General features: G+C 68.0%; 8 protein-coding genes. 6 read left to right on the plus strand and 2 right to left on the minus strand.

All coding sequences use genetic code 11. The features are described from left to right. Nucleotides 1-386 precede the first annotated feature (386 nt). The 4 genes from LRH25_RS22810 to LRH25_RS22825 are packed head-to-tail and all read left to right on the plus strand — an operon-like array spanning nt 387 to nt 7280. Nucleotides 387-3605: an efflux RND transporter permease subunit gene (locus LRH25_RS22810; protein ID WP_211361537.1), complete on the plus strand. Its 3219-nt coding sequence runs from the start codon at nt 387-389 to the stop codon at nt 3603-3605. After that, nucleotides 3595-4758, plus strand: a complete 1164-nt coding sequence (locus tag LRH25_RS22815) for an efflux RND transporter periplasmic adaptor subunit (RefSeq protein ID WP_231012332.1) — start codon at nt 3595-3597, stop codon at nt 4756-4758. Before LRH25_RS22810 ends, LRH25_RS22815 begins: the two co-directional genes overlap by 11 nt. Next, nucleotides 4758-6212, plus strand: coding sequence for an efflux transporter outer membrane subunit (locus tag LRH25_RS22820; RefSeq protein ID WP_259374126.1), 1455 nt, complete (start codon nt 4758-4760; stop codon nt 6210-6212). The genes LRH25_RS22815 and LRH25_RS22820 overlap by 1 nt, the downstream gene beginning before the upstream one ends. A gap of 42 nt (nt 6213-6254) precedes the next feature. Then, on the plus strand, nt 6255-7280 hold the full coding sequence (locus tag LRH25_RS22825) for an aldo/keto reductase (RefSeq protein ID WP_141284325.1): 1026 nt from the start codon (nt 6255-6257) through the stop codon (nt 7278-7280). 7 nt (nt 7281-7287) lie between these two features. On the opposite strand, the gene LRH25_RS22830 is transcribed toward LRH25_RS22825, so the two are convergent. Next, the gene (locus LRH25_RS22830; protein WP_141284327.1) at nt 7288-8721 is read right to left on the minus strand and encodes an FAD-dependent oxidoreductase; all 1434 of its coding nucleotides are present in this window, start codon (nt 8719-8721) and stop codon (nt 7288-7290) included. A 152-nt stretch (nt 8722-8873) separates the two neighbouring features. Further along, nucleotides 8874-9785, minus strand: coding sequence for a LysR family transcriptional regulator (locus tag LRH25_RS22835; RefSeq protein ID WP_141284330.1), 912 nt, complete (start codon nt 9783-9785; stop codon nt 8874-8876). A gap of 110 nt (nt 9786-9895) precedes the next feature. On the opposite strand from LRH25_RS22835, the gene LRH25_RS22840 reads away from it, so the two are divergent. Both LRH25_RS22840 and LRH25_RS22845 read left to right on the plus strand, forming a co-directional pair. Further along, nucleotides 9896-10648 (plus strand): SDR family oxidoreductase, encoded by a 753-nt coding sequence (locus LRH25_RS22840; protein WP_141284377.1) that lies wholly within the window; start codon nt 9896-9898, stop codon nt 10646-10648. 282 nt (nt 10649-10930) lie between these two features. Beyond that, complete coding sequence (locus LRH25_RS22845) at nt 10931-11557, plus strand: DUF6624 domain-containing protein (RefSeq protein WP_310733296.1); 627 nt, start codon at nt 10931-10933, stop codon at nt 11555-11557. Nucleotides 11558-11568 lie beyond the last annotated feature (11 nt).

Below are 11568 nucleotides of genomic sequence, written 5' to 3' on the forward strand. Positions count from 1 at the left end.
TTGATGCTTGGTACCACCAAGGTAGCAGTGACAACCGTGTGCCCGCCCTGCGATTCACTCAGATCGGCGAAGAACCTTTTTTTTTGCGTGTTGATTGGCAAACCCGGCTTGCCAATCCATCAAGCTGCGGCTGGCTGGCGCCTGGCACAGCTTGTTCATGAAGTCGCGCCTGCCCCGGTGCGGGTACAAGCTCGCGGCAAGGCGGGCCTGCTGCTGCCAGGGTTGGCGCATTGCTGCAGAATTGGTTACACCTGCGCCCGCCCGCGCGTCTTCGCCAGTCTCCCTGTGCCGCCGCCTGGCTTGCCTGGCGGCGGCGTCATGTTCAAGCCCCCCACGCTGCCAAGCAGTCCTGCCATGCCCTTGATTTCCGGAGCGCCCACAACATGCTGATGGCAGCTGTCCGCATCGCGCTCAGCCGCCCGTACACCTTCCTGGTGATGGCGCTGCTGCTGCTGATCGTCGGGCCACTGGCAGCCTTGCGCACGCCGACCGACATCTTTCCCGAGATCCGCGTGCCGGTGATTGCGGTGGCATGGCAATACACAGGCCTGCCGCCAGACCAGATGGCCGGCCGCATCGCCACGCTGTTCCAGCGCACCCTGACCACCACGGTCAACGACATCGAGCACATCGAGTCCAACTCCTACCCCGGCGTCAGCGTCGTCAAGATCTTCTTCCAGCCCGGCGTGAACGTGGCGGTGGCCAACGCGCAGGTCACGGCCGTGTCGCAGGTCGTCGTGCGGCAGATGCCGGCCGGCATCACGCCGCCGCTGATCCTGAACTACAACGCCGCCACCGTGCCCATCCTGCAGCTGGCGCTGTCGGGCAAGGGCCTGAGCGAGCAGCAGCTGTTCGACCTGGGCTTCAACACCGTGCGCACGCCGCTGGTCACGGTCTCCGGCGCGGCGATTCCGCTGCCTTACGGCGGCAAGCAGCGCCAGGTGCAGATCGACATCGACCCTGCAGCACTTCAGGCCCGCGGCCTGTCGGCCCAGGACGTGGCGGCGGCGCTCGCCGCGCAGAACGTGCTCACCCCCATCGGTACGCAGAAGATCGGCGAGCTGGAATACACGCTGCAGCTCAACAGCGCGCCGTCGGTCATTGCCGAGCTGGGCCGGCTGCCGGTGAAGGTCGTGGGCGGCAGCACCATCTACCTGAGCGACGTGGCCGAGGTGCACGACGGCAACGCGCCGCAGACCAACATCGTGCACGTGGACGGTGGCCGCTCGGTGCTGATGTCGGTGCTGAAAAACGGCGCGGCGTCGACGCTGGCCATCGTCGATGGTGTGCGCGCCAAGCTGGCCGAACTCAAGCCCTCGCTGCCCGAAGCGCTGAACGTGGTGCCCATCAACGACCAGTCGATCTTCGTGCGCGCCGCGGTCAAGGGCGTGGCGACCGAAGGCGCGATTGCCGCGGCGCTGACCAGCGTGATGATCCTGCTGTTCCTGGGCAGCTGGCGCTCGACGCTGATCATCGCCGTGTCCATCCCGCTGTCCATCCTGGGCGCCATCATCGCGCTGTCGGCCATTGGCGAGACGCTGAACCTGATGACGCTGGGCGGCCTGGCGCTGGCGGTGGGCATCCTGGTGGACGACGCGACCGTCACCATCGAGAACATCAACTGGCACCTGGAACAGGGCAAGGACGTGCGGACCGCCATCCTGGACGGCGCGCAGCAGATCGTCACGCCCGCCTTCGTCTCGCTGCTGTGCATCTGCATCGTGTTCATCCCGATGTTCTTCCTCGACGGTGTCTCGCGCTTCCTGTTCGTGCCCATGGCCGAAGCGGTGATCTTCGCGATGATCTTCTCGTTCCTGCTGTCGCGCACGCTGGTGCCGACGATGGCGAACTTCCTGCTGCGCCCGCACGCGCCACACACCGACCTGCACGGCCGCGATGGCGACCTGCCGCCCTCGCGAAACCCGCTGGTGCGCTTCCAGCGCCGCTTCGAGACTGGCTTCGAGCGCGTGCGCGAAAGCTACCGCGGCGTGCTGGCACTCGCGCTGTCCCGCCGCCGTCCGTTCCTGATTGGCTTTGTCGCGGTGGTCGCGCTCTCGTTCCTGCTGCTGCCCTTCATCGGCAGCAACTTCTTCCCGCAGGTCGACTCCGGCCAGATCCTGATGCACGCCCGCGTGCCGGTGGGCACGCGGGTGGAGGAGACAGCTGTGCGCTTCGCGCGCATCGAGCAGGCGATCCGCCGCGTGATCCCATCGGAAGAAATCACCACGCTGGTCGACAACATCGGCCTGCCGCCCAGCAGCATCAACCTGACCTACAACAACACCGGCGCCTCCGGCTCGCATGACGGCGACTTCCAGATCGCCCTGCGCGAGGGCCACCAGCCCACGGCCGACCATGTGCGCAAGCTGCGCGAGGTGCTGCCCAAGGAATTCCCGGACACCACCTTCTCGTTCCCACCGGCCGACATCGTCAGCCAGATCCTGAACTTCGGCTCGCCGGCACCCATCGACCTGCAGATCCGCGGCCGCGACATGGACGCCAACTTCGCCTATGCGCAGCAGCTGCTCAAGCGCGTGAAGGCCATTCCCGGCGTGGCGGACGCACGCATCCAGCAGTCCAACAAGGCGCCGGTGTTCAAGGTCGAGGTGGACCGCACCCAGGCCCAGCTGCTGGGCCTGAGCACACGCGACGTGACCAACAGCCTGGTGGTCAACCTCGCGGGCAGCAGCCAGGTCGCGCCCACCTACTGGCTGAACCCGGTCAATGGCGTGAGCTACCCCATCGTGATGCAGACGCCGCAGCGCGAGCTGGACTCGCTGTCCGCGCTGGCCAACCTGCCGGTGGGCAATGGCGCCAGCACCGGCAGCACCACGCTGGGTGGCCTGGCGCGCTTTGAGCGTGGCACCGGCAGTTCCATCGTCAGCCAGTACGACATCCAGACCATGGTGCAGATCCACGCCACCACGCAGGACCGCGACCTCGGTGCCGTGGCCGCCGACGTTCGCCGCGTGATCGCCGAGACCGCGGCCGACGTGCCCAAGGGCTCCAACGTGCAGTTGCTGGGCCAGGTGCGCACCATGGACCGCGCCTTCTCCGGCCTGCTGTTCGGCCTGCTCGGCGCCATCGTGCTGATCTACCTGCTGATCGTCGTGAACTTCCAGTCCTGGCTGGACCCGGCAGTGATCGTGTCTGCCCTGCCCGCGGCACTCGCCGGCATCGTCTGGATGCTGTTCGCGACCGACACCACGCTGTCGGTCCCGGCCCTCACCGGCGCCATCATGTGCATGGGCGTGGCCACCGCCAACAGCGTGCTGGTGATCAGCTTCGCGCGCGAACGCCTGGCCGAGCTGGGAGACGCGACCGCCTCTGCGCTGGAAGCCGGCTTCGTGCGCTTCCGCCCTGTCCTGATGACTGCGCTGGCGATGGTCATCGGCATGCTGCCGATGGCGCTGGGCCTGGGCGAAGGCGGCGAGCAGAACGCGCCGCTGGGCCGCGCGGTGATTGGCGGGCTGGTCTTCGCCACCTTTGCCACGCTGGTCTTCGTGCCCGTCGTCTTCAGCCTGGCGCATCGCCGGCATGGGCACGCGGCCCCTGCCGCCGACCCGCTTCTTCCTTCTTCCGGACATCCCTCCCATGCGAACTGAAACCACCCGTTCCCCGCGCCTGCGGCTGGTCTCCCTCACCGCGGTGGCGCTGGCCGTCGTGGTGGTCGCCACCGGCCTGTGGACGCGCAAGTCGCGGGCAGAACAGCTGCGCGAAGGCATCACCGCCAGCGCCGTGCCCACCGTCACGCTGATCTCGCCGGCCGCGCTTGCCTCGACCAGGCTCGAACTGCCCGCCCGCATCGAAGCCTGGGCCCGCGCGCCCATCTATGCGCGTGTCAGCGGTTACCTGAAGAACTGGCAGGTCGACATTGGCGGCCCGGTCAAGGCCGGCCAGCTGTTGGCGGAAATCGAGACGCCGGACCTGGACCAGCAGCTGATGCAGGCCAGGGCCGAACTCGCCGCTGCGCGCAGCAATGCGGCCCTGGCCGCCAGCACCGCGCAGCGCTGGCAGACCCTGCTGGCGACCGATTCCGTCTCGCGCCAGGAGGCCGATGAGCGGGCCGGCGACATGGCCGCCAAGCAGTCCGCCGCGAATGCGATGCAGGCCAACGTCGACCGCGTGCAGGCGCTGCAGCGCTACACCCGGCTGGTCGCGCCGTTCGACGGCGTGGTTACCGCGCGCAACACCGACATCGGCGCGCTGATCGGCGTTGGCGGCGCGCCGGGCAGCGAGCTGTTCGTGGTGTCCGACGTGCGCAAGCTGCGCGTCTACGTCAGCGTGCCGCAGCGGCAGATCGCCGCGCTGCGCCCCGGCACGCAAGCGGTGTTGACGGTGCCAGAGCGGCCCGGCCAGCGCTACGTGGCCACCGTCGCCTCGCTGGCCCAGTCCATCAACGGCAGCACCGGCGCCATGCTGGTGCAGCTCACGGTGGACAACGCCAAGGGCGAACTGCTGCCCGGCGGCTTCGCCAGCGTGAGCCTGGACAACGCACCCGGCACCGGTGGCATCGGCGTGCCGCCGGGCGCGCTGATCATCGGCAAGGCGGGCGTGCAGGTGGCCACTGTTGGCCAGGACAACCGCGTCAAGCTCAAGCAGGTGGACGTGGCACGCGACCTGGGCAGCGTGGTCGAACTGGCGAGTGTGCCGGCGGGTGGCCTGGCCGCGGCGGACCGAGTCATCGCCAGCCCGCCAGATGGCATCCAGGATGGCGACACGGTGCGTGTGCTGGCCGAGCCGAAGAAGGGCGCGTGATGCGGCGCGGTTTCATCGCGATCTGGTCCGCAGCCTGTGTGGCGGCTTGTTCGCAGGCACCGCTGATGCACTTGCCTGAAATCCCCAGCGCAACGGCCTTCAAGGAAGCGCCGCCCGCAGTGGCGGGGACAGAAATGCCGCCGCTGCAATGGGACAGCTGGTGGCAGGCCTTTGGCGACCCGGCGCTGGACGGGCTGGAGCAGCAATTGCTCCAGAACAGCCCCGACCTCGCCAGTGCCCTCGCCCGCTACCAGCAGGCCCGTGCCGCCACCGATGCGCTGCGCGCAGCCGAGTCGCCCGCGCTGGGCACGTCGCTGAATGTCCAGCGCAACCGGCAGTCGGACCGCCGGCCGCTGCGCGTGCTGGGCCCGAACTCGCCCGACGAATACAACAGCGCCACGCTGGGCCTGGACTTCCAGTACGAGCTGGACCTGTGGGGCCGCGTGAAGCAGCAGGTGGCCGCGGGCAGCGCCAACGAGCGGGCCGCGCAGGCCGACCTGGCCGCCGCCCGGCTCGCGCTGCAAGCCCAGCTGGCCGACACGCTGGTCGCCCTGCGCGGCCTGGACCAGGAAGCCCGCCTGCTGCAGGAAACCGAAGCCGCCTACCAGCGCGCCGCGGAGCTGATCGGCCGCCGGCATGACGCCGGCATTGCCTCCGGGCTGGACCTGGCACGTGCCGAAGGCCAGCTGGCCTCCACGCGCTCGCAGCTGCGCCAGTCGCGCGCGCAGCGGGCGGTGCAGGAACATGCGATTGCGGCGCTGGTGGGTGCCAGCGCGTCGAGCTTCTCGCTGCCCGCCGAACCGGTGCCGATGACGCTGCCCCAGGTGCCGCTGCTGCAGCCCTCCACGCTGCTGCAGCGCCGGCCTGATGTGCTCGCCGCGCAGCAGCGCGTGCTGGCCGCCAATGCCAGCGCCGGTGCCGCACGCGCCGCATTTTTCCCGGCGGTCCAGCTCAGCGGGCAAGCCGGCTTCCAGAGTTCGGACCTGGGCCGCTTCATCGAGATGCCCAACCTGTTCTGGGCCCTGGGGCCGACGCTGGTGTTCAACCTGCTGGACGGCGGGCGCCGCCAGGCCGACAACGCACGGGCAAACGCCGCCGTGGAAGAAGCCGCGCAGCGCTACCGCGGCGTGGTGCTGGCCGCCTTCCAGCAGACCGAGGACCAGCTCGCCTTGCTGGGCCGCTACGGCGAAGCGGCCGTGGCAGAGCGCGAGGCCACCGTGGCGACCGCCCGCGCGCTGGCGCTGGCCACCAACCGCTACAACGCCGGTGCGGCCAGCTACCTGGAAGTCGTCAGCTCGCAAACGGCCAACCTGCAGGCGCAACGCAGCGCGCTGGACCTGGGCACCCGCCAGCGCCGCGCCACGGTGCAACTGGTGCGCGCGCTGGGCGGCGGCTGGTCGGCCGAGCTCGCGCAGACCGCGGCTGCCGCGACCGACGCCGCAGCCCAGCGCTGACCACGGACCCACAGCACCATTCCCACCTCAACGGAAACCGCCATGCAATACAGACGACTCGGCCGCAGCGGCCTGAAGGTTTCGCCCCTCTGCCTGGGCGCGATGATGTTCGGCGACCAGAGCGATGAGGCCACCGCGGTGCAGATCATCGACAGCGCACGCGAAGCCGGCATCAACTTCATCGACACGGCCGACGTGTACGCCGGAGGCCGGTCCGAGGAGATCGTCGGCCGCGCGGTAAAGGCGGACCGCGACCGCTGGGTCATCGCCACCAAGGTCGGTTTCCCGGCGGGCAACACCGCACCAGCCGGGCCGGACCTGTCGCGCAAGTACGTGATGCTGGCCGTCGAGCAAAGCCTGCGCCGGCTGGGCATCGATTGCATCGACATTTACTACCTGCACCGCGACGACGCCAGCACGCCGCTGGAAGAGACCGTGCACGCGCTGGCCGACCTGGTGCATCAGGGCAAGATCCGCCACATCGGGCTGTCGAACTTCCGCGCGTGGCGCCTGGCCGAAGTGGTGCGGGTGTGCGATGAGCTGGGCATCGACCGCCCGGTCGCCTGCCAGCCACAGTACAACGCGATGAACCGCATGCCCGAGGTCGAGCTGCTGCCGGCCTGCGCGCATTACGGCATTGGCGTCGTGCCCTACAGCCCGCTGGCGCGCGGCATCCTCACCGGCAAATACGCCAGCATGGACGTCCTGCCTGCCGGCAGCCGCGCCGCACGCGCGGACCGGCGCATGCTGCAGACGGAGCTGCGGCCAGAGTCCATCGCGCTGTCGCGCCGCATCCACGACCACGCGCAGGCACATGGCAGCAGCGCCTCGCACTTCGCGATCAACTGGGTGCTGAACAACGCACAGGTGCATTCGGTGATCGCCGGCCCGCGCACGCTCGAACAATGGCAGGACTACCTCGCCGCGCTGGCCTCGCCGTTCACCGCCGAGGACGAGGCCCTGGTGGACACGCTGGTGGCGCCCGGCCATCCGTCCACGCCCGGCTTCACCGACCCGCAGTACCCGGTGACCGGCCGCGTGCCGTGCACCGGCAAGGCCGCCGGCTGAGGCAGGCTCAGCGCTGGGCCAAGCGCTGCAGGCGGCTCAGCCGCACGCTGCCGCCCGACAAACCTTGCGCCACGCCCATCGCCGACAGCAGCGCCGTCTCCTGCGAGTCGAAGGGCTGCGTGTAGCCGCCGGCGAACCAGATGCCGCCGCGGCCCTGTTGGGCGGCCAGCAGCTTCTGCGACTGGATCGCGCCCACCGTCGGCAGCATGTGGCGGTATTGCTCGGTCGCCAGCACCTGTTGCGGCGGCGCGCGGTGGCTGATCCAGCTCTTCCACAGCCCGCTGCTGCCGATCACCGGGTCCAGCCACATCGAGGCCTCGCAGGCGCTGCCCTCGGCGCTGCAGTTCAGGAAGGACCAGTGCCGTGCATCGGCCGGTGCGAAGGCTGGGTCGGTGTGCAGCGCCAGCGTCGCGTCGTAGAACGGAATGCCCTGCAGCGCGCTGCGTTGCGCCGCGGTACCGGGCAGGCCGGCCAGCAACGACAGCGTGGGCGGGCCGGAGGCGGCGAAGACAAGCGCATCAAAGTCCGCCGCGGGCAAGCCTTGCGGCTGCACACGGAACCCGCCGCCCGGCGCCGGTGACACCGCTTCGACCGCTGCGCTGATGTGCATCTGCACCGTGCCGAACTGCGCCACCATGCGGTTCAGCGGCTCGATCATGCCGCGCTTGAGCACGTAATACAGCACCGGGTCGGTCAACGCGGGTGGCAACGCGCCGGCAGCGAACACCATCAGCGCCCGCGCCGAAAGCCCACCCGTCTCGCTCACGTCACCCGAGTTCAGCGACGCGGCCCACGGCAGGATCATGGTCTCGGCCTGCGCCGGCGTGAGGTTCAGCGACGCCAGCCAGTCGCCCATCGACAGCGACCAGCTCGCATCCCGCTGCTCGCGCCGCTGCGCCGCGTTGAACGCCGTCTGGAAAGCCTGCACGCCGGAGCGGTTCCATGGTGCCAGCAGCGGCCACGCGCGCCCGGGCAGCACCGGTGAGACAAAACGCGGCGTCGCCTCGTCGGGCGACGACAAGGTGATCGACGCCACGAAGCTGTGCGACTCCCCGCTGTCCACCGGCCACAGCCCCAGCTGCGACAGCAGCTGCACGTAGGTTGGATATGGCCCCGGATGGAAGAACTGCGCCCCCATGTCCACCGGCAGCACCTGCCCGCCCACCGGCACCGACAAGGTCCGCACGTTCCCACCAATCGTGTCCCGCGCCTCGTACAACTGCACCTCGCACACGCCGTCCAGCAGCCACGCACAGGCAATGCCCGCCATGCCGCCACCGATGATGGCCACCCGCGGCAAGGTCGCGGCGCGGGCGCGTCGCTGCGGCAAGGCCGCTGCGACTGTGCCGGCGGCCAAGCCGCCCAGCACGCGCCGTCGCCGCGGCCCGTCGGCTGGAGACAAGTCCGAAGCGATGGCTGTGGATGGGTTATCCGCTGACATGGCAAGCACCTCCGTGTTGGCGGCATCGTAGCCAGCCTGCACGGCAAGTCGATGGGGGTTTGCCAAATCGAATTGCCCAGCGTCAGATTGAGAAGACGGAGGAGAGCCCTGCACCAGATCCTCACCGCTGGCACAGCGCGACCTGCGCTGCCTCAGCGAGCGGTGTTGTAGGGTGCGAATACTTCCACGACCCAGTCGACGAAGACCCGCAGCTTGGCGCTCAGGTGGCGGTTGGGCCGATAAGCCACATGGAACGGCATGGGCGGAGGCGCCCACTCAGCCAGCACCTCGACCAGGGCGCCACTCTCGATGTGCGGCTGCACGATGGGTCCGAAGGTCTGCACGAGACCGAGACCGGCCAAAGCAGCGTTGACGTGCGCGGTGCTTTCGTTGACGGAGATCGGGCCCTGGCCTGCGATCTCGAAGCGCTCTGCGCCGCGTACGTATGGGGCCGGAACGATCCGGCCGGTGCCGGCCGAGAAAAAACTGGCCATCGCATGCCTGCCGTCCAACAGTTCCTGCGGGCTTTCCGGCACGCCATGCCGCTTCAGATAGGCTGGCGAGGCGACAGTCGTGAAGGCCATCCGCGCAATGCGACGGGCCACCAATGACTGGTCGGTCAACGCGCCGCCGCGGATCACGCAATCGACCGCTTCACCCACCAGGTCCACCGGTCGGTCACTGACGCCCAGCGCGAGTTGGACGTGAGGAAAGCGCTGGTAGAAGCCGGGCAGCCGCGGCATCACGATCAGATTGGCAACGACCGATCCGACGTCGACACGGATGCAGCCCTTGGGATCGGTCCGATCCTGCCTCAGATCGGATTCGATCTCGTCAATGTCCCTCAGCACGCGTGCCGTGCGCTCGTAGTAGGCCGCCCCCTCGGGGGTGACGGTCACGCGCCGGGTGGTGCGCTGCAGCAGCTTCACCTTCAGGTGGGTTTCCAACTGTTGTACGAGCTTGGTCACGCTGGGCTTGGGCATCTGCAACTGGTCTGCTGCGCGCGCGAAAGCGCCAGCCTCGACCACCCGGGCGAAGACGCGCATGGCGGTGATCTGGTCCATCTGGCCATTATTAGCGGATCGGAAATGGACAAGTGCCCGCCGCGATCTTGGCCAGGTTCGGATGCGCACCCAAACTGCGTTGCATCTCAGGCCAACGCAAGGACTCCACCATGACCAACAAACTTACCGACAAGATCGCCCTCGTGACCGGCGGCACCAGCGGCATCGGGCTGGCGACCGCCAAGCGCTTTGTCGCCGAAGGCGCCCACGTCTTCATTACCGGCCGACGGCAGGCGCAGCTTGATGCGGCAGTCGCAGACATCGGTCGCAATGTCACGGGCGTCCGCAGCGACGTTGCCAACCTGCAGGACCTCGATCAGCTTTTCGCCACGATCCAGAAAGAAAAGGGCCGACTTGATGTGCTGTTCGCCAACGCGGGCGGCGGTCAGGTGGCGGCGCTGGGCCAGATCACCGAAGCTCACTTCGACAGCATCTTTGACACCAATGTGCGCGGCCTGGTGTTCACCGTGCAAAAGGCGATGCCGATCATGCCAAAGGGCGCCACCATCGTGCTGAATGCGTCGACGACTTCCATCAAGGGCACGCCTGGGTTCAGCATCTACAGTGCCAGCAAGGCGGCGGTGCGAAATCTGGCGCGAAGCTGGATGCTGGACCTGAAAGATGCGGGCATTCGGGTCAACGTGCTGAGCCCGGGCGTGGTGCCCACGCCGGCCTATGAGCTGCTGGGCTTGACGGGCGATCAACTCGAAGGCTTCATCGAGATGCAGGCGCGGACGATCCCGTTGGGCCGCGTCGGCAGGACCGACGAAATCGCCAAGGCGGCAGTGTTCCTTGCCTCTGACGACAGCAGCTTTGTCAATGGCATCGAACTGTTCGCCGACGGTGGCATGACGCAGGTATGACGGCTTTGTGGCAGACGATCGCCGCGCGGTTTGAAGGCAGCCGCAACGCGATTGGGCGAAGCGGGACTGATCTTCCACAGTGACCGCGGCAGACAACACGCCAGCCAGGACTTCCGGGGCGTGCTGCCCGAGTACGGCATCACGGCCTCGATGAGCCGCAGGCCCGATGCAGTTGGAGGAAAATTGGCTGGCCCATCAATCAAAGCAAGCCAGCGCGTAGCAGCCATGGGACACGGCATCCAGGGGCAAGGTCCATGCAGCGGACCGAGAAACCGCCTCGCGATGTCTTGTCCGCTGAATTCGTTTGCATCGAAGTCCACCACCCAAGTGAACAATATCCTCAGGAATCAACTGCTTGCCATGGCCTCCAGGGACGAGCGGGTCCGTGCCGAGCTGCAAGCCGAGGGCACGCTGCTCGAGGGTTACCACCCGCGCATGGAGGCAGTTCATCGCGCAAATGCGGCCGATCTACGCGCGCTGATGGAGGAGCACGGTTGGCCGAGCGAGGCCTTGGTGGGGCCGGAGGGTGCAGAGGCAGCGTGGCTGGTGCTTCAGCACTCGATTGCCGAACCCGGTTTCATGCGCCACTGCCGCACATTGATTGATGAAGCCAGCCGCATCGGGCTCGTTCCACGATGGCAGTTTGCCTACCTGGATGATCGAATTCGTGTCTTCGAAGGCAAAGCGCAGCGCTTCGGTACGCAGTTCGATCTCACACCTGATGGGCCAGAGCTCAATGCACTGGAAGACCCGAGCCAAGTCGACAGGTGGAGAAGGGAGGCAGGTCTGGGGCCTGTCAGCGAAGTTTTGTCGCGGGCCCGGGGTCTCCCGCTCCCCTCGCACGAGGAGTACGCATCCAAGCAAGTCGCCGGCAATCTCTGGCGCCGCGATGTCGGTTGGGTCACATGAGTCGATCCACT

This window comes from Ideonella azotifigens (assembly GCF_021043325.1).
GTDB classification, from domain to species: Bacteria; Pseudomonadota; Gammaproteobacteria; order Burkholderiales; family Burkholderiaceae_C; genus Ideonella; species Ideonella azotifigens.

Coding starts and splice junctions, on each gene's coding strand:
- LRH25_RS22815 (WP_231012332.1), top strand. CDS start 3,595: ATGCGAACTGAAACCACCCGTTCCCCGCGCCTGCGGCTGGTCTCCCTC.
- LRH25_RS22820 (WP_259374126.1), top strand. CDS start 4,758: ATGCGGCGCGGTTTCATCGCGATCTGGTCCGCAGCCTGTGTGGCGGCT.
- LRH25_RS22825 (WP_141284325.1), top strand. CDS start 6,255: ATGCAATACAGACGACTCGGCCGCAGCGGCCTGAAGGTTTCGCCCCTC.
- LRH25_RS22830 (WP_141284327.1), bottom strand. CDS start 8,721: ATGTCAGCGGATAACCCATCCACAGCCATCGCTTCGGACTTGTCTCCA.
- LRH25_RS22835 (WP_141284330.1), bottom strand. CDS start 9,785: ATGGACCAGATCACCGCCATGCGCGTCTTCGCCCGGGTGGTCGAGGCT.
- LRH25_RS22840 (WP_141284377.1), top strand. CDS start 9,896: ATGACCAACAAACTTACCGACAAGATCGCCCTCGTGACCGGCGGCACC.
- LRH25_RS22845 (WP_310733296.1), top strand. CDS start 10,931: ATGTCTTGTCCGCTGAATTCGTTTGCATCGAAGTCCACCACCCAAGTG.